The organism is Burkholderia sp. LAS2, from assembly GCF_018417615.1.
GTDB classification, from domain to species: Bacteria; Pseudomonadota; Gammaproteobacteria; order Burkholderiales; family Burkholderiaceae; genus Burkholderia; species Burkholderia sola.
In genome coordinates this window covers 2378995-2395693 of record NZ_CP071052.1, presented here as the reverse complement: position 1 = coordinate 2395693, position 16699 = coordinate 2378995, and the positions used below count along the sequence as shown (strand labels likewise).

Genomic DNA, 16699 nt, shown 5'->3' with positions numbered 1-16699 from the left:
TCGGGCGAATCTGAAGCAAGGAGCGACACAAGGTGGGTCGATATTCGGAATGGCAACGGGCGCTCGTCGTCGCGGGTGCGCTGGCAGCGGGCATCGCGATGCCGACGGTGGCCGCCGCGCAGGCGGTCGCACCGGGCGTGCAGCAGGATGAACCGGCGCCGGCGCGGCCGCTGAAGCCGAATCCCGAGTTCGCCGGCCTGCCGCGCTACGAGGGCACGCTCGGCGATCGACCGATCGTCGTGCATCTCGGCCCGAAGACGGACGAGGAAGGCGTGCACGGCGAATACCAGTTCGCCGACACGGGCGAAGTCGTGCTGCTCGCGGGCGACCGGGACGGCGATACGCTCGAGATCGAAGAGTCGAACGACGGCACGAACATCACCGGCGTGTGGATCGGCCGCTTCGACGCGACGGGCGACCTGAAGGCCGACCGGATGAACTCGGACGAATCGGACCCGCAGCCGGTCGTGCTGCATCTGGCGCCGGGCAAGCGCGCGGCGCTGCAGGTGCGCGACGGCCGGGTGCAGGAAATCGAGACGGTGGGCGGCGTCGTCAACCTGCGTACCGACGACTGAGCGCGTGCTGGCTCGGTGCGCGCGGCGCGCATTGTACCGGGCCAAGCGCGCCGATTTTGGCTACTCTAACGACATATTCCGCAACCGAACGGCCTCGTGCCCGGCCCCCAGTCATGACTGCATCCACTCCCAAGCGCGCGCTGCAAACCCGCATCGTTCAACCCGACGACGTCATTCCGGAAGGCTTCCGTTCGTTCGTGCCGCCGGTCGCGCGCGCGTCGACGGTCGTGTTCCCCGATCTCGCGACGATGCGCGCGCTGGTCTGGCACGACGACAACCAGTGGCGCTACGGGCTGCACGCGACGCCGACGTCGCTCGCGCTCGCGCAGCGGCTCGCCGAGATCGAAGGCGGCACGCATGCGCTGCTGCAACCGTCGGGCCTCGCGGCGATCATGAACGTCTACTTCGGGATCGTGAAAGCGGGCGACGACGTGCTGATTCCGCATAACGTGTACGGCCCGAACGCCGATTTCGGCAACTGGCTCGCGAACGATTTCGGCATCACCGTGCGCGGTTACGATCCGTTGATCGGCGCCGGCATCGCCGAGCTGATCCAGCCGAACACGCGGCTGATCTGGCTCGAGGCGCCGGGCTCGGTGACGATGGAGGTGCCCGACGTGCAGGCGATCGCGGCCGCCGCGAAGGCGCGCGGCATCGTCACCGCGATCGACAACACCTTTTCGGCGGGGCTCGCGTTCAAGCCGTTCGCGCATGGCGTCGACATTTCGGTGCAGGCGCTGACCAAGTATCAGTCGGGCGGCAGCGACGTGCTGATGGGCGCGACGATCACCGCGAATGCGGAACTGCACGCGAAGCTGAAGCTCGCGCGGATGCGCTGCGGGATCGGCGTATCGGTCGACGATTGCTCGCTCGTGCTGCGCAGCCTGCCGAGCATGCAGGTGCGCTTCGATGCGCACAGCAAGAGCGCGCTCGCGCTCGCGCAGTGGCTGAAGGCGCGGCCGGAGATCGCGGCGGTGCTGCACCCGCAGATCGCCGACTGCCCGGGGCATGCGTCGTTCATGCGCGATTTCACGGGCGCGGGCGGGCTGTTCTCGGTGGTGTTCGACGCACGCTACAGCGCGGAGCAGATCGACCGTTTCGTCGAGTCGCTCGAGCTGTTCGCGATCGGCTGGAGCTGGGGCGGCGCGTGCAGCCTCGCGATGCCTTACGACGTCGCGTCGATGCGTCCGGACTGGCCGCATCGCGGCACGCTGGTGCGTTTCTACGTGGGTCTGGAAGACGAAGCGGATTTGCGCGCCGACATCGAGCGGGCGATGCAGGCCACGCTCGGCTGATTGCGCGCCGGCAACGTCCGGCAGAAAAACGAAACGCCGGCGCGATATCGCATCGCGCCGGCGTTTTTCATTGACGGTGCCGCGGGATCAGAACAGGCGCAGCAGCCCGTCGAGGCCGACATGGTCGAATGCGACGGTGGCCGCATCGCGCACGACGGGCTTCGCGTGGAACGCGACCGACAGCCCGGCTTCGGCCATCATCTTCAGGTCGTTCGACCCGTCGCCCATCGCGATCGCGCGGCTCGGCTCGAGGCCGAGCGACGCGCACGTGTCGCGCAGCAGGCGCGCCTTCACGTCGGCGTTGACGATCTCGCCGAGCACCTTGCCGGTCAGCTTGCCGTCGACGATCTCGAGCGTGTTCGCATGCGCGTAGTCGAGGCCGAGGCGGGCTTTCAGCCGCTCGGTGAAGAACGTGAAGCCGCCCGACACGAGCAGCGTCTTCAGGCCGGCGGCCTTCACGCCGGCCAGCATCGTCTCGGCGCCCGGCGACAGTTGCAGCCGTTCTTCGTACACGCGCTCGAGTGCGTGCGCGTCGAGCCCGGCCAGCAGCGCGACGCGGCGCGTGAGGCTTTCGTTGAAATCGCGGATCTCGCCGCGCATCGCCGCTTCGGTGATCTCCGCGACCTGCGTTTTCAGCCCACAGAAATCGGCGATCTCGTCGATGCATTCGATCGTGATCAGCGTCGAATCCATGTCCATCACCGCGAGCCCGAAATCGCCGAGCGTGCGGCCGGCCTCGACGAAGCCGAAGTCGAGCGCATGCGTGCCGCAGTACGCGTCGATGTCGAGGCGTTGCGCCGGGCTCGCGTTTTCGATGCGCAGCGCGTGATCGTCGGTCTGCACGACGCGGGTGCCGCGCGACAGCGCGAGCAGCGGTTTGTGATGGGCGTCCGATAGCGGCGCAAGACTCTGGATGACGAGATTGTGGGTCATGACGAGTGGTTGGGAAGCGAATGAATGACGTGCGCGGCCCACGGGTGGCCGCCTGCGCGCGCGGGCCCCGTGCGGCTGCGGGCCAGTGCGTCGCGAACGCGCCATTGTAGCCGGTTGGTCGCGCGTGGCGGCCGGTGCCGGCGCGAAACCGGGCGCGGTACGGCGGCGGTCACCCGTTTGCGCGATCCCAGTACGGCGGATCGCCGAAATGCTCGGCCAGGAACGCGATGAACGCGAGCGTTTTCAGCGGCACGTGCGCGCGGCTCGGATAGACGGCCCAGATCGCGACGTCGTCCGCGAACGGATAGTCGTCGAGCACGGTGACGAGCGCGCCGCTCGCGAGCAGCGGGCCGACGTCCCAGGTCGATTTGATCGCGATCCCGAAGCCGTCGACGAGCGCTTCGCGGATCGCCTCGCCGTTGCTCGCGACGAGCCGGCCGCCGACCCGCACCGTGAGCGGGCCCTGCGGCGTCGCGAACGACCAGTCGCGCTGGTCGCCGAGGATCACGCACTCGTGCTGCGTCAGATCGGCCGGGTGCCGCGGCATGCCGCGTTCGGCGAGATAGGCGGGCGAGCAGCACAGCACGCGGCGGTTGGTGGCGAGCTTGCGGGCGACGAGCGTCGAATCCTTCAGTGCGCCGAGGCGGATCGCGACGTCGTAGCCGTCGTCGACCAGATCGACGATCTCGTCGGACAGGCGCAAATCGAGCGACACGGACGGGTAGCGGCGCAGGAACGCCGGGATCACCGGCGCGACGTGCTGGCGGCCGAACGACGACGACATCGACACCTTCAGCCGCCCGTACGGCTCGCTGCGGCCGCGGCCGACCGACGCGCGCGCGGCGTCGGCCGCCGCGAGCAGCGCGTCGGCGCGCGCCATGAAGATTTCGCCGTCCTGCGTGAGGCTGATGCGGCGCGTGGTGCGGTGCAGCAGCCGCGCGCCGAGCTGGCGTTCGAGCTGGGCGATGCGCGCGCTCGCGACCGCGGCCGACACGCCGAATTCGCGCCCGGCCGCGCTGACGTTCGCGAGCAGCGCCGCGCGCACGAACAGCGCGACGTCGAGCAGGTCGAGCGGCTTGTCGGACGCGGGAATGGCAGCAGGCGTAGGATCAGACGACATTATTCTGAAATTCCTGAAAATGTTTCAGGAAATATAGCGGTTTTCTCGAATGATCGGGTTGCCTACGATGGCACGCATGGAGGTTGCGCCGCAGCCTGCCGGATCCCCTGAAAGGAGTATCGAGATGAAAGCCGTTGGATTGACCCGTTATCTGCCGATCGACGACCCGCAAGCGTTGCTCGACGTCGAACTGCCGCAGCCCGTGCCGGGCCCGCGCGACCTGCTCGTGAAAGTCGATGCGATTTCCGTGAACCCGGTCGACACCAAGGTGCGTGCGCCGAAGCCGCAGGTCGAGGAGACGCCGCGCGTGCTCGGCTGGGATGCGGCCGGCACGGTCGTCGCGGTCGGCGCCGACGTCACGCTGTTCCGGCCCGGCGACGAAGTGTTCTACGCGGGCAGCATCACGCGGCCCGGCGCGAACAGCGAATTCCACGCGGTCGACGAGCGGATCGCCGCGCTGAAGCCGCGCACGCTCGACTTCGCGGCGGCGGCCGCGCTGCCGCTCACCGCGCTGACCGCATGGGAAGCGCTGTTCGACCGGTTGCGCGTGTCGCCGCAGGGCGCGGACGCCGGCAAGTCCGTGTTGATCATCGGCGGCGCGGGCGGCGTGGGCTCGATCGCGATCCAGCTCGCGAAGACGCTCGGCAAGCTGCACGTGATCGCGACCGCGTCGCGGCCGGCATCGGCCGAATGGGTGCGCACGCTCGGCGCGGATGCGGTGGTCGACCATTTCGGCGATTTGCCGGCGCAATTGCGCGAGGCCGGGCATCCGAGCGTCGACTACGTGCTGATCTTCAACGATACCGACCATCATTTCCCGGCCGCGGCGGAAGTCATCCGGCCGCAGGGCGGCATTTGCACGATCGTCGAGAACGCGAAGCCGGTGCCGGTCGAATTGCTGAAGGCGAAGAGCGCCGCGTTTCACTGGGAGTTCATGTTCACGCGCGCGATGTTCGAGACGCCGGACATGATCGAGCAGCACAAGATCCTGAGCGAGGTCGCGCGGCTCGTCGACGGCGGCACGCTGCGTACGACGCTCGGCGAACGGCTCGGCGCGATCAATGCCGAGAACGTGCGGCGCGCGCACCGGATGCTCGAGGGCGGGCGCGCGATCGGCAAGCTCGTGCTGAGCGGCTTCTGAGCCGGCAGCGCGCGCCAATAAGGTGACGGCGCCGCGAACGCAAGCGGGGTAACACCCGATGCGTTCGCGGCGCATTGCATCGCGCTTGGCGGTAGACTGGCAACGCATCATGCATCTAAAACCGCGCGGCACGCGCGTGCCGCCGCATGACAAGGAGGTCAGCATGAGCCAACGCAGCTTGTCGGTCGCCGCATCGTGGTCGGTCGTGTTCGCGGCGGTGTGCGCCAGCGCGAGCGTATTCGCGGCGCCGCCGGTCAAGGGCAGCCTGAAGGGCGGCGGGACGGGGCAACTCGAATACACCGTCAAGGTCGACTCGAAGACCTTCGGCAATACGCAGGAGACCCGCAAGATCCGCTCGGGCGAGACGGACGATTTCAACTGGAAGTCGGTGCCGCCGAGCGGCGCGGTCGCGATGCCGGACGGCTGCCCGAACGCCGACAACCTGCCGCGCGACGCGAACGGCGCGATGGTGCGGCAGACCCAGGTGCGGCTCGCGCCGTCGGTCGACGCGAAGGGTGTCGCGAACGTGCAGTTGAGCTTCCAGGCGGCCGCGCCGAAGGGCACGCGCAGCGTGACGGCCGGCGGCAAGTCGCTGCAGTGTCCGGACGTCGTGTCGGTGAGCCAGGTGAAGTGGGTGTCGCTGCCGACCAACGGTGGGTCGAAGGCCGTGACGATGAGCGACGGCACCAAGGTGACGGTGTCGATCAAGCATTGAGCGGCGCGCGTGGGCCGGCGTTTCGTCCGGTGCGCGCGCAACCGGTTCGATTGGCGGAACGAGCAGGGCGGCACGCGAGCAGATCGCGCCGCGTCGCCGTTGCCATGCGTTTCCGCAACCTGCTTCGCGGTACGGCGCGCCGACCGTGCAACGGCGATGCGTGACGTCATGCGGATGTCACGTTATGCTCGCCCGCATTCTTTCCTTTCCGTCACGACACCCCGATGAAACTTCGAATGCGTGCGCTGCTGTCCGCCATTGCGTTCGTCGCCGCGCACGCTCATGCGGCCGACGAGTGCAGTTTCGTGAAGAAGGTGGAGCTGCCGTCGCGACAGCAGGTGGCGGTAGTGTCGAGCGGCGCACTGGAGCCGTGCTCGACCGGCAGCTACGCGGTGCGCGTGTATTCGACCGCGCATGCCGCCCCGGGCTTCGATACCGACGATTACGTGACCGGCACGTTGCACGCGCGCGACGGCACGGTCGCCGATGCGTACACGGCCGACCTCGGCGCACGCGCGCCGCAGGCGCTCGTCGTGACCACGCGCTCGGCCGGCAGCGGCGGCTACGTCGGCGCGCAGGCGTATGTGACGACGCCGCGTGCGGTGCGGCTCGTCGCATCGGTCGACGGGCTCGCGCCCGACGCGGATATCGCGGCCGCCCTTCGGCAGGCAATCGGCAAGCGACGCGGCGCGCACTGATCGCGCCGATCGCACGATGTGCCGCCGCCGCGCGTCAGTGCGTTCGCTCTTCGAGCCGCGACGCGAGAAAGCGGTGATCGGCCGAGAACAGCCGGCGATAGGTCATCAGCACCGCGCCGACGGTGCCGAGCGCGGACGCCGCGGCAATCAGGAACATGATCACGATCTGGTAGCGCACGGCCTGCAGCGGCGACTGGCCGGCCAGCACCTGGCCCGTCATCATCCCCGGCAGGCTCACGACGCCGACCACCGCCATCTGGTTCAGCGTCGGCAGCATGCCGGCGCGCACGGCCTGGCGCGCGGCGTGCTGCGCGGCTTCCCAGCGCGTCGCGCCCAGCGCGAGCGCGGTCTCGACGCGATCGCGGCGCGCGGTGAGTTCTTCCATCATCCGCTCGACGCCGAGCGACACGCCCGTCAGCGTATTGCCGAGAATCATCCCGAGAATCGGGATCGCGTATTGCGGCGCGAACCACGGATGGATGCGGATCACGACGAACAGCCCGACCGCCGCGACGAACCAGCTGCTGAACCAGATCGACGCGATGCTGTCGATCCGCTGGCCGCGGTATGTACGCTTGCCGCGCCCCGCGCCGGCGAACCCGGCGATCAGCGTCATCAGCGCGGTGAGCGGCAGCACGACGTACCAGTGCGGATGGCCGAACACCCAGCCGAGCACGTAGCCGATCGCGAGCAACTGCACGACGGTGCGTACCGCCGCGAGCGCGAGCTTGCGGCCGAGGCCAAGCGACAGCGCCGCCGAGATCGCGCCGTTGACGGCGACGAGCGCGGCCGCGATGCCGACGTCGACGAGGCTCAAGTCCTGCAAGGTGGGGCTCATTGCGCGGCCTCCGTCGGGTCGGCCGCGTGCAGCACGCCCGCCTGCATCACGAGCCGCATCGTGCCGATCCGCGCGGCCTGGGCCGGATCGTGCGAGATCCACATGTACGCGCGGGCGTCGGGCGCCGCGTCGAACCACGCGCCGACGAGCGCTTCGATCGCGCGCGCCGATTCGGGATCGAGCGCGGAGGTCGGCTCGTCGAGCAGCAGCACGTCGGGATCGAGCTGGAGCACGCGCAGCAGCGCGGTGATCTGCGCTTCGCCGCCGGACAGGTCGCTCGCGCGCTGGTCGAGAAAATCGGCGCCGCGGCCGGCCTGCGCGGCGAGCGCTTCTGCGCGGGCGCGATCGAACGCGACGTCGCGATAGATCGCGAGCGAGTACGGGTAGCGCAACTGCGATTCGACGGTGCCGTCCATCTGCGCGGGGCGCTGGCGGACATAGGCGATGCTGCGCCGATAGCGCGGAATCGCGCTGCGCCGGATCCGGCGGCCGCGCCACAGGAGGTGGCCGCCGTCGAGCGGATCGAGCAGCGCGAGCGCGCGCAGCAGCACGCTCTTGCCCGACCCGGATGGTCCGGTGATAGCAATTCGCGATCCCGCGGCGAGGCTGAAATCGGTCGGAGCGAGCAGCGTCTTGCCGCTGCGGGCGTCGCGCCGCGTGATGTGCTGCGCGTCGATGAGGCCGGTGGGGGAGGTCATGTCACAAATGAAAAAAAGCGTTAATGGCGCCGAAAGGCCGCCATGTCGTGCGCCATAATACCCATTGAAAAGCCGCCGTTGTCGTGCGCCGTTCGTCCACGCAAGCGGCGCGGCATCGTGCGGCAACGCTTCAGAACAACAACGGAACCGCCATGACGCTAGCCCGAACCATCGGCAAATCGGCTGCATGGATCGTCGGTATCGTCGCGGTGCTCATCGCGGCGGCCGGCATCTTTATTTTCACGTTCGACTGGAACCGCGCGAAACCGTGGGTCAACGAACACGTGAGTACCGCGCTCGGCCGCCCGTTTGCGATCAACGGCGACATCAAGGTCGGCTGGCGTCGTCCCGATGGCGAGACCGGCTGGCGTGCATGGATACCCTGGCCGAGCTTCTCGGCCACGCAACTCGAGATCGGCAATCCCGACTGGGCGCAGACGCCCAAGTTCGTCACGCTCGATGCCGCGCACTTCGATCTCGCGCTCTTGCCGCTGCTGGCGCATGAAATCGTCATCCCTTCTATCGACGTCGTCAATCCTGCCGTCGATCTCGAACGGCGCGCGGACGGCAGCAATACGTGGACCTTCCAGTTCAAGCAATCGGGGCAACCGAACAAGTGGAAAGTGCGGCTCGACAGCTTCGGGTTCGCGAAGGGTACCGTCGTCTATCGCGATGCGGTCACCCAGGCCGATCTGACGATCGGGATCGATACGCTCGGCCAGCCGATCCCGCTCGGCGACGTGCTGAAGGAGCAGGAACAGAAGTCGCGCGCGGCGTCCGCCCAGCGCGTCGGCAAGCGCGGCGCCGCGCAATTGAGCGCGAAGGCGAACGCCGAGGCTGCGTCGGATGCATCCCGCGCATCGGCGGCGCAGGTCCCGAGCGCGGCATCGACGTCCGGGTCCGCATCGGGTGTGCTGCCTGCGTCCGTGGTGAATACGGCTTCGTCCGCATCGACGGTTGCGTCCGCATCCGGCGCGAGCGGCGCATCGGCCACCTCCGGCGCCACCGTGCCCGCGAAGCCGTCCGGGCCGACCTATGCGTTTGGCCTGAAGTTCGACGGCCGCTACAAGAACATGCCGGTCACCGGCACCGGCAAGGTGGGCGGCGTGCTGGCGATCGAGAACGCGACGCAGCCGTTCCCGCTGCAGGCCGACGTGAAGGCCGGCGACACGCGGCTCGCGATCGTCGGCACGCTGACCGATCCGATGCATCTGGCGGCGCTCGACCTGCGACTGTGGCTGCAGGGCACGTCGATGTCGCATCTCTACCAGCTCACCGGGATCACGCTGCCCGACACGCCGCCGTATGCGACCGAGGGGCACCTCATCGGCAACATCAAGCAGGACGCGAGCACGTTCCGCTACGAGAACTTCAACGGGCGCGTCGGCGGCAGCGATCTGCACGGCACGCTGACGTGGGCGCAGCGCGAGCCGCGTCCGAAGCTGTCGGGTGAGCTCGTGTCGAACCTGCTGCAGTTCTCCGACCTCGCGCCGGTGATCGGCGCCGACTCGGCTGCCAGCAAGAAGAAGCGCGGCGACACGACGCGCCAGCCGCCGGACCGCGTGCTGCCGGTCGCGGCGTTCCGCACCGAACGGTGGAGCGCGATCGATGCGGACGTGAAGTTCACCGGCCGCAAGCTGATCAAGAGCCCGCAGTTGCCGATCACCGACCTGTACACGCATATCCTGCTGCAGGACGGCGTGCTGACGCTCGAGCCGCTGCAGTTCGGCGTCGCGGGCGGCACGCTCGCGACGAATGCGCATCTCGACGGCAGCCGCACGCCGCTGAAGGGCCGCTTCACGCTGGCTGCGCGGCATCTGAAGCTCAAGCAGCTGTTCCCGACGCAGAAGGTGATGCAGACGGCCCTCGGCGAAATCAACGGCGATGCGTCGCTGTCGGCAACGGGCAATTCGCCGGCCGCGCTCGCGGCGACGTCGACCGGCGAAGTGAAGGCGCTGATCACCAACGGCCGCATCAGCCGCTTGCTGATGGAGGCCGCGGGGTTGAACGTCGCGAACGTGGTCTACGAGAAGCTGTTCGGCAACCGCGACGTCAACATCAACTGCGCGGCGATCGACTTCGTGGCGACCGACGGCATGCTCGACCCGAAGGTGTTCGCGCTCGATACCGACGATGCGCTGATCAACGTCGACGGCCCGATCAACCTGCGCGACGAATCGATCGACCTGAAGATCCATCCGCACACGAAGGGCTTCCGGATCTTCTCGCTGCGCTCGCCGTTGTATGCGAAGGGCACGTTCAAGAACCCGAAGGTCGGCGTCGATGCGGGCGCGCTCGCGCTGCGCGCCGGTGCGATGGTCGGGCTCGGGCTGCTCAACCCGTTCGCGGCGCTGATCCCGCTGATCGCGCCGAGCAACAATCGCGACGTGCCGTGCTCGGAACTGTTCGGGCAGCTGAAGGCCAAGGCGGCGCAGAAGGGGGCGGCGAAGGCCGGCAAGTGACGCGCGGCCACGGGCGCGGCATGCGCCACCGTGCGGCCTCGGCGTCGTTGCCGCGCCTGGCTGAGCGCCGGCCGTGCTGCGCGGCCAGCGCGCTCAACGGCGGGCGCGTGCCCAGACGAGCACCGGGTCGACCTCCCGGCCGCGGATCCGCACCGGTCCGGCGGTGCCGAGCTGCAGCCGGTCGCCGTCCAGGCTCACGACACGCTGCTGGACGTTGCCGATCCAGTTCGGATACAGGCTGACGTCCATTTCATGGGTCAACGTGCCGTCGTCGTCGACGCTAAAGGGGCCTGAATACGCGATGTAGCCGTGCGCCGCGGCCGCGCGCTCCTCGACGCTCCCGCCTTGCAGGTCGCCGTCCGCGTAGGGCGGGCGGCCGGCCGCCATCAGTTGCGCGGACATGTAGCCGTCGGGCGTGTACAGGATCCAGCCGCGCGCGTCGCGGCCGAGCGGATAGGTGACGGTGCTCCCGTCGCGCGGGCGGATTTCGTACGACACGAGGCGCCATGCGCCGACGAGTTGTTCGCGAAGCTGGCTGGCGAGCATGCGGGATTCCGGTGAGACGGCGGTGACGCGCGTGCCGTCATGTTGACGGGCCGGCGGGAGGGCCGGGAATACGCTGCCGGGGCGGGGCGGTCGGCAGTTTCTCCGACACCTGCTAAAATACACGGTTTTCCGTCGATTTCTCTCTTAACGGGACCTGCCGTGCTTTCTACTGCCAACATCACGATGCAATTCGGGCCGAAGCCCTTGTTCGAGAATATCTCGGTCAAATTCGGCGAGGGCAACCGCTACGGTCTGATCGGCGCGAACGGCTGTGGCAAGTCGACCTTCATGAAGATCCTCGGCGGCGACCTCGAGCCGAGCGCCGGCAACGTCGCGCTGGAGCCGAACGTCCGCCTCGGCAAGCTGCGCCAGGACCAGTTCGCGTACGAAGACGTGCGCGTGCTCGACGTCGTGATGATGGGCCACACCGAGATGTGGGCCGCGATGACCGAGCGTGACGCGATCTACGCGAACCCGGACGCCACCGACGACGACTACATGCACGCGGCCGAGCTCGAAGGCAAGTTCGCCGAATACGGCGGCTACGACGCCGAAGCACGCGCGGGTGCGCTGCTGCTCGGCATCGGCATCGAGGAGAAGTTCCACAACGGCACGATGGCCGACGTCGCGCCGGGCTGGAAGCTGCGCGTGCTGCTCGCGCAGGCGCTGTTCTCGAAGCCGGACGTGCTGCTGCTCGACGAACCGACCAACAACCTCGACATCAACTCGATCCGTTGGCTCGAGCAAACGCTCAACGAGTACAACTCGACGATGATCATCATCTCGCACGATCGTCACTTCCTGAACTCGGTGTGCACGCACATGGCCGACATGGACTTCGGCACGCTGAAGGTCTGGCCGGGCAACTACGACGACTACATGCTCGCATCGGCACAGGCGCGCGAGCGCCAGGCCGCGGCGAATACGCGTGCGAAGGAACGCGTGGCCGAACTGCAGGACTTCGTGCGCCGCTTCTCGGCGAACAAGTCGAAGGCGCGCCAGGCCACCAGCCGCGCGAAGCAGATCGACAAGATCAAGATCGAGGAATTCAAGCCGTCGTCGCGCCAGAATCCGTTCATCCGTTTCGAGTTCGAGAAGAAGCTGCACAACGTCGCGGTGGTCGCCGAAGAGATCACGAAGAAGTACGAGCGCACGATCTTCCAGAACTTCAACCTGTCGGTGCAGCCGGGCGAGCGCATCGCGATCATCGGCGAGAACGGCGCGGGCAAGACGACGCTGCTGCGTTCGCTGCTCGGCGCGCTGCCGCTCGATCACGGCACGGTGAAGTGGTCCGAGAACGCGAACGTCGGCTACATGCCGCAGGACACGTACGAGGAATTCCCGAACGACATCACGCTGATGGACTGGATCGACCAGTACCGCAAGGACGGCGACGACGAAACGATGGTGCGCGGCACGCTGGGCCGCCTGCTGTTCTCGTCGGACGACATCAGGAAGTCGGTGAAGGTGCTGTCGGGCGGCGAGAAGGGCCGCATGATCTGGGGCAAGCTGATGCTCGGCCGCCACAACGTGCTGCTGATGGACGAGCCGACCAACCACATGGACATGGAGTCGATCGAGTCGCTGCAGATCGCGCTCGAGCAGTTCGAAGGCACGCTGATTTTCGTGTCGCACGACCGTGAGTTCGTGAGCGGGCTGGCGAACCGGATCATCGAAGTGAAGACGGATGGCACGCTGTTCGACTTCGGCGGGAATTACGAGGAGTTCCTGACGAGTCAGGGGCAGGAGTAAGTGTCCTGAGGTTTCCTCCGGTCGTGAGTCGAGCTTAAGCATCACCACACGGAGCGAGCCGCCAGAAGCGCTGCAGGCCCGCATCGACAGCAATGTCGATGCGGGCTTTTTCATTTCCCCGCGGCCAAACCCCGCCACGCGGCGCTTTCCAGTTTCCTCCGCGTAATCGACTTCAGGTAAATTACCCACCCAACGCCCCCATCATTCCCCATTTCACCCCGGAGCCGCCCTCGATGCAGGACCATCCTCTCCCGCTCGACCTGTCCGGCCTTGCGCCCAGCCTGTACGCGCAGGGCGCCGAGGAGGGCATCCTGTCGCGCCTGATGGAGCGCCTCACACCGACCAACCGCTTCTGCGTCGATATCGGCGCAAGCGACGGCCTGCGCAACAGCAACACCGCGCGGTTGCTGCGCGAACAGGATTGGGCCGGCGTACTCGTGGAAGGCAGCGCATACCGGTTCGGCAAGCTTGCCGCCCACTACGCGGGCGCGGAGCGCGTCCGCCTGCACCACGATCGCGTGCAGCCCGATACGGTCGATCAACTGCTCGCCGATGCGAACGTACCGACCGACTTCGATCTGCTGTCGATCGACATCGACGGCAACGATTACTGGGTGTGGCGCGGCCTGCAAGCGTTCCAGCCGCGCATCGTCGTGATCGAATACAACCCGTACTACACGCCGCCCGAGCGCTGGGTCATGTGCTTCAATCCGGACCACGAATGGGACGGCTCGACCTATTACGGCGCGAGCCTCGAATCGCTCGTGCACCTCGGCCGCCAGAAAGGCTATGAACTCGTCTGCTGCGACGACATGGGCAACAACGCGTTCTTCGTGCGACACGACCTGTACCCGCTGCTCGGCATCGCGAACAACGATCCGTCGGTGTTGTTCCGGCCGGCGATGTACAAGCTGCGCTACGTCGGACACAACACGTTCCTGACCGGTCATCCGTATCGGCACGGGCCGGCCGAGCACATCTGAATGGATTCGCTCGCCGTCACCTTCGACGAGATTCGCGATGCCTATGGGCTCGGTCGCGGCGGCCCGCCGACGCAGGTCAGCGAGCGGGTGTGGCATCTGCCGACCAGCAGCGGCGCGGGCGTGGCGGTCAAACGCTATGCGCCCGAACACCATGCGCGCGCACTCAAGGAAACCGCCGTCCTCGCGCATCTCGAAACGCACGGCGATACTCGCTTCCACGTGCAGACGCTGAAGCGCACGACGTCCGGCGAATCGCTTTGGTCGGGACAACATTCCCATGCGATGCTGACGCGCTGGGAAGCCGGGCAATTCAAAACCTACGATACGTTTTCGCCACCCGAATGGGATGTGCTCGGCGCGAGCCTGGCCGCGTTGCACCTGAGTCTCGAACAATTGCCTCTGCCGTCGCTCGATACGATCCGCGCGCGGCTGACCGCGATCGACGCGGATGCGGTGCGCCGCAGCCTGCTGGACGCGCTCGATCGAGCCGATGCGAACGCCGCCGACGCCACGAACCTGCGCCGCTACGTCGATCTCGCGCTACGCATGCTCGACCGCTACTATCCGGGCAGCGTCGATGCGTTCCCGGCCGATGATCCGCAGCACCCGATCCACAACGACTACAACCAGTTCAACTATCTGTTCACGGGCACGCTGCCGCCGTTGATCGTCGACTGGGAAGCGTCGATCGGCGCGCCGCGCGAATACGAACTGGTGCGCTGCCTGAATCATTTGCCGCTGGAGGCACCGCACCTCGCGCAAGCGTTCGTGCGTGCGTACCTGCGCGTGCGGCCGGCAAACCCGGCGTACATCGCGTGGGCGGTCGATGCCGCATGCGTGCAGCACGCGCTCAAGCTGTGGATCGTACAAGGCTGGCTCGACGATCCGTCGCGCTTCGCGTCGCACCTGAACGGCGCGATGACGATGGCGTCCGCGATGGTGGACGCGCGCGACCGTCTGATCGATTTCTTTTCCCGTTGCGTGGAAGCAGGAAGCTGATGTGAGTGCGAATCCGAACGAGACCCCGAATCCGCTGCGCGCCGGCGAGCGGCAGCATGTGTTTCCGCCGCCGCTGGATCGCGATTACCGCGTCGAGGACGGGCGCGTCCAGACCCGTTCGCTGGAAGCGCATATCGTCGATCACTGCAACCTGACCTGTGCGGAATGCTGCTCGCTGTCGCCGCTGCTGCCCGAGTGGTACGCGAGCCCCGAATCGATCGAAGCCGATCTGCGCAAGGCCGCGAAGGTGTTGCGCCCGCGCATGTTCAAGCTGGTCGGCGGCGAACCGTTGCTGCATCCGGCGCTCGTCGAACTCGTCGAGCGCGTGCGTGGCACCGGCATCGCGCCCGTGATCTCGGTCACGACGAACGGCCTGAAGCTCGGCGAGATGCCCGACGCGTTCTGGCAGGCAGTGGATGCGCTGACGATCTCGCGCTATCCGAAACCCGCGCTTTCCGCCGACCTGATCGCGCATGTCGAGCATCAGGCCGCGCGCTTCGACGTGCGGCTGAACTGGAAGGTGCAGAACGTGTTCACGACGATGAACCGTGCGCGGCCCGGCACGGATCGCGATGAAGCCCGACGCCTGTATCACGATTGCTGGATCCGCGAGCGCTGCCATATGATTCGCGACGGCATGTTCTACACGTGCACGCGTCCCGCGCACTTCCACACGCTGTACAAGGGCGAGAAGGATTTTCAGGCCGACGGCCTGGCACTGCGCGACGACGCGGGCATGCTCGACGCGATGCTTGCCTATCTGCAACGCGAGACGCCGCTCGAAGCCTGCCTGCATTGCCAGGGCGGCAGCGCGCCGGTGGCGCCGCATCGCATCCTGAAACGCATTGAAGTGAACACCTTGAAGGCTCGTTATCCATGATCGTCGGCACGCGCGACCCGTTCGGTTTCGATCGTCTGCACTACCATCCGCGCAGCGGCGTGTCGGCGTCCGGCATCCGCGCGGTATTGCGGGCGTCGGGGCAACCGGCCGGCGCGCCGGACACGGCGGCCATCGCTGGCTACCTGAGCGGCGAGCGCCTCATCGGCCGTACCGTGCTGCGCGACGTGCTCGCGGTGCCGCCCGGTCATGCATTGATCCGGTCGCCGCAAGGGTTGACGGTACAGCCGGCGCCCGAGCGGCCGCAGCCAGCCGATCTCGACACCGCGCTGCGCGCGTCGCTGCACCGCGCGCTCGACAGCGGCAAGCGCGTCGCGCTGGCGCTGAGCGGCGGGCTCGATTCGGCGCTGCTGCTCGCGTTGCTGCGCGAACTCGGCGCGCTGCGGCACGTGATGGCCTACATCCTCGCGACCGACATGCCCGATTACTGCGAACGCGACGCGGCGCTCGAACTCGCCGCGCAGATGCAGGCGAACGTGAAGATCGTGCGCGCGAACGAGGCCGATTTCGTCGCGGCGCTGCCGAGGACGACCCACGCGGTCGAGGAGCCGATGTTCAACCTGCATCCGGTCGCGAAGCTGCTGCTGGCCGATGCGATGGCGGTGGACGGCGTCGAGGTGGCGATTACCGGCGACGGCGCGGACCAGGTGTTGCGCCGCGACCGGTCGGCCAACTATCTGCCGCTGTGCCATGCGTTGTTCGACGCCGCGTCGGTCGATTTGCATCCGCCGTTCGTCGACGCCGCCGTCGTCGCGCATCTGACGAGCATCGCGCCCGACCCGGACAAGCAGTGCCTGCGCGATCTCGGCGCGCGCCTGAACCTGCCGGAGCGTCTCGTGCACGGCCCGAAGCGCGGGCGGCTCGCGCCGGCGATGAATCTGGCGCCGCTGCTCGATCGCGACCGCACGCATGCGCTGGCCGACACGCTCGGCCTTGCCACGCCCACTTTGCAGACAGATACCGAACGCGTGCTGTGGACGACGCTGACACTGATCCTCGATCATCTCGGTCGCCTTCATCCCGATGTCGCGCATCGCCCAACCTGA

At 67.5% G+C, this 16699-nt stretch carries 16 protein-coding genes; 11 read left to right on the top strand and 5 right to left on the bottom strand.

Annotation, left to right across the window (positions count from 1 at the left end; all coding sequences use genetic code 11):
• Window positions 1–32 precede the first annotated feature (32 nt).
• Together JYG37_RS11055 and JYG37_RS11050 are read left to right on the top strand one after the other, a co-directional pair.
• On the top strand, window positions 33–575 hold the full coding sequence (locus tag JYG37_RS11055; RefSeq protein ID WP_213345406.1) for a hypothetical protein: 543 nt from the start codon (window positions 33–35) through the stop codon (window positions 573–575).
• Window positions 576–688: 113 nt separating this feature from the next.
• On the top strand, window positions 689–1870 hold the full coding sequence (locus tag JYG37_RS11050; protein WP_213345404.1) for a cystathionine beta-lyase: 1182 nt from the start codon (window positions 689–691) through the stop codon (window positions 1868–1870).
• 87 nt (window positions 1871–1957) lie between these two features.
• On the opposite strand, the gene serB is transcribed toward JYG37_RS11050, so the two are convergent.
• Entirely contained in the window at window positions 1958–2803 is an 846-nt protein-coding gene (gene serB / locus JYG37_RS11045) for a phosphoserine phosphatase SerB (protein ID WP_050015547.1), read from the bottom strand.
• 169 nt (window positions 2804–2972) lie between these two features.
• Window positions 2973–3923, bottom strand: a complete 951-nt coding sequence (locus JYG37_RS11040) for a LysR family transcriptional regulator (RefSeq protein ID WP_124556866.1) — start codon at window positions 3921–3923, stop codon at window positions 2973–2975.
• A gap of 124 nt (window positions 3924–4047) precedes the next feature.
• On the opposite strand from JYG37_RS11040, the gene JYG37_RS11035 reads away from it, so the two are divergent.
• The 3 genes from JYG37_RS11035 (at window position 4048) to JYG37_RS11025 (ending at window position 6477) form a co-directional block, all read left to right on the top strand.
• Window positions 4048–5064, top strand: a complete 1017-nt coding sequence (locus tag JYG37_RS11035) for a zinc-binding alcohol dehydrogenase family protein (RefSeq protein ID WP_089488477.1) — start codon at window positions 4048–4050, stop codon at window positions 5062–5064.
• A 163-nt stretch (window positions 5065–5227) separates the two neighbouring features.
• Complete coding sequence (locus JYG37_RS11030) at window positions 5228–5779, top strand: DUF6013 family protein (RefSeq protein WP_050015570.1); 552 nt, start codon at window positions 5228–5230, stop codon at window positions 5777–5779.
• A 224-nt stretch (window positions 5780–6003) separates the two neighbouring features.
• Window positions 6004–6477 (top strand): PliI family lysozyme inhibitor of I-type lysozyme, encoded by a 474-nt coding sequence (locus JYG37_RS11025; protein ID WP_124556868.1) that lies wholly within the window; start codon window positions 6004–6006, stop codon window positions 6475–6477.
• Window positions 6478–6511: 34 nt separating this feature from the next.
• Here the strand turns inward: JYG37_RS11025 and JYG37_RS11020 are convergent, their stop codons facing one another.
• Together JYG37_RS11020 and JYG37_RS11015 are read right to left on the bottom strand one after the other, a co-directional pair.
• Window positions 6512–7315, bottom strand: coding sequence for an ABC transporter permease (locus JYG37_RS11020; RefSeq protein ID WP_050015539.1), 804 nt, complete (start codon window positions 7313–7315; stop codon window positions 6512–6514).
• Window positions 7312–8013, bottom strand: coding sequence for an ABC transporter ATP-binding protein (locus JYG37_RS11015; protein WP_089488474.1), 702 nt, complete (start codon window positions 8011–8013; stop codon window positions 7312–7314). Before JYG37_RS11015 ends, JYG37_RS11020 begins: the two co-directional genes overlap by 4 nt.
• 152 nt (window positions 8014–8165) lie before the next feature.
• On the opposite strand from JYG37_RS11015, the gene JYG37_RS11010 reads away from it, so the two are divergent.
• Complete coding sequence (locus JYG37_RS11010) at window positions 8166–10475, top strand: AsmA family protein (protein ID WP_213345402.1); 2310 nt, start codon at window positions 8166–8168, stop codon at window positions 10473–10475.
• Window positions 10476–10568: 93 nt separating this feature from the next.
• Here JYG37_RS11010 and JYG37_RS11005 read toward each other — a convergent pair whose 3' ends face one another.
• The gene (locus JYG37_RS11005) at window positions 10569–11021 is read right to left on the bottom strand and encodes a lipocalin-like domain-containing protein (RefSeq protein ID WP_050015533.1); all 453 of its coding nucleotides are present in this window, start codon (window positions 11019–11021) and stop codon (window positions 10569–10571) included.
• Window positions 11022–11180: 159 nt separating this feature from the next.
• Here JYG37_RS11005 and JYG37_RS11000 point away from each other — a divergent pair, with 159 nt between their 5' ends.
• From JYG37_RS11000 to JYG37_RS10980, 5 genes are all read left to right on the top strand, one after another.
• Window positions 11181–12773, top strand: a complete 1593-nt coding sequence (locus JYG37_RS11000) for an ABC-F family ATPase (protein ID WP_050015532.1) — start codon at window positions 11181–11183, stop codon at window positions 12771–12773.
• Between the two features lie 233 nt (window positions 12774–13006).
• The gene (locus JYG37_RS10995; protein ID WP_050015530.1) at window positions 13007–13756 is read left to right on the top strand and encodes an FkbM family methyltransferase; all 750 of its coding nucleotides are present in this window, start codon (window positions 13007–13009) and stop codon (window positions 13754–13756) included.
• Window positions 13757–14755 (top strand): phosphotransferase enzyme family protein, encoded by a 999-nt coding sequence (locus tag JYG37_RS10990; protein WP_176015640.1) that lies wholly within the window; start codon window positions 13757–13759, stop codon window positions 14753–14755.
• A 1-nt stretch (window position 14756) separates the two neighbouring features.
• Complete coding sequence (locus JYG37_RS10985) at window positions 14757–15635, top strand: GTP 3',8-cyclase MoaA family protein (RefSeq protein ID WP_089488471.1); 879 nt, start codon at window positions 14757–14759, stop codon at window positions 15633–15635.
• Window positions 15632–16699, top strand: a complete 1068-nt coding sequence (locus tag JYG37_RS10980; RefSeq protein ID WP_213345401.1) for an asparagine synthase-related protein — start codon at window positions 15632–15634, stop codon at window positions 16697–16699. The genes JYG37_RS10985 and JYG37_RS10980 overlap by 4 nt, the downstream gene beginning before the upstream one ends.

Coding starts and splice junctions, on each gene's coding strand:
- JYG37_RS11015 (WP_089488474.1), bottom strand. CDS start 8,013: ATGACCTCCCCCACCGGCCTCATCGACGCGCAGCACATCACGCGGCGC.
- JYG37_RS11030 (WP_050015570.1), top strand. CDS start 5,228: ATGAGCCAACGCAGCTTGTCGGTCGCCGCATCGTGGTCGGTCGTGTTC.
- serB (WP_050015547.1), bottom strand. CDS start 2,803: ATGACCCACAATCTCGTCATCCAGAGTCTTGCGCCGCTATCGGACGCC.
- JYG37_RS10995 (WP_050015530.1), top strand. CDS start 13,007: ATGCAGGACCATCCTCTCCCGCTCGACCTGTCCGGCCTTGCGCCCAGC.
- JYG37_RS11040 (WP_124556866.1), bottom strand. CDS start 3,923: ATGTCGTCTGATCCTACGCCTGCTGCCATTCCCGCGTCCGACAAGCCG.
- JYG37_RS11005 (WP_050015533.1), bottom strand. CDS start 11,021: ATGCTCGCCAGCCAGCTTCGCGAACAACTCGTCGGCGCATGGCGCCTC.
- JYG37_RS11025 (WP_124556868.1), top strand. CDS start 6,004: ATGAAACTTCGAATGCGTGCGCTGCTGTCCGCCATTGCGTTCGTCGCC.
- JYG37_RS10980 (WP_213345401.1), top strand. CDS start 15,632: ATGATCGTCGGCACGCGCGACCCGTTCGGTTTCGATCGTCTGCACTAC.
- JYG37_RS11010 (WP_213345402.1), top strand. CDS start 8,166: ATGACGCTAGCCCGAACCATCGGCAAATCGGCTGCATGGATCGTCGGT.
- JYG37_RS11035 (WP_089488477.1), top strand. CDS start 4,048: ATGAAAGCCGTTGGATTGACCCGTTATCTGCCGATCGACGACCCGCAA.
- JYG37_RS11050 (WP_213345404.1), top strand. CDS start 689: ATGACTGCATCCACTCCCAAGCGCGCGCTGCAAACCCGCATCGTTCAA.
- JYG37_RS10990 (WP_176015640.1), top strand. CDS start 13,757: ATGGATTCGCTCGCCGTCACCTTCGACGAGATTCGCGATGCCTATGGG.
- JYG37_RS11020 (WP_050015539.1), bottom strand. CDS start 7,315: ATGAGCCCCACCTTGCAGGACTTGAGCCTCGTCGACGTCGGCATCGCG.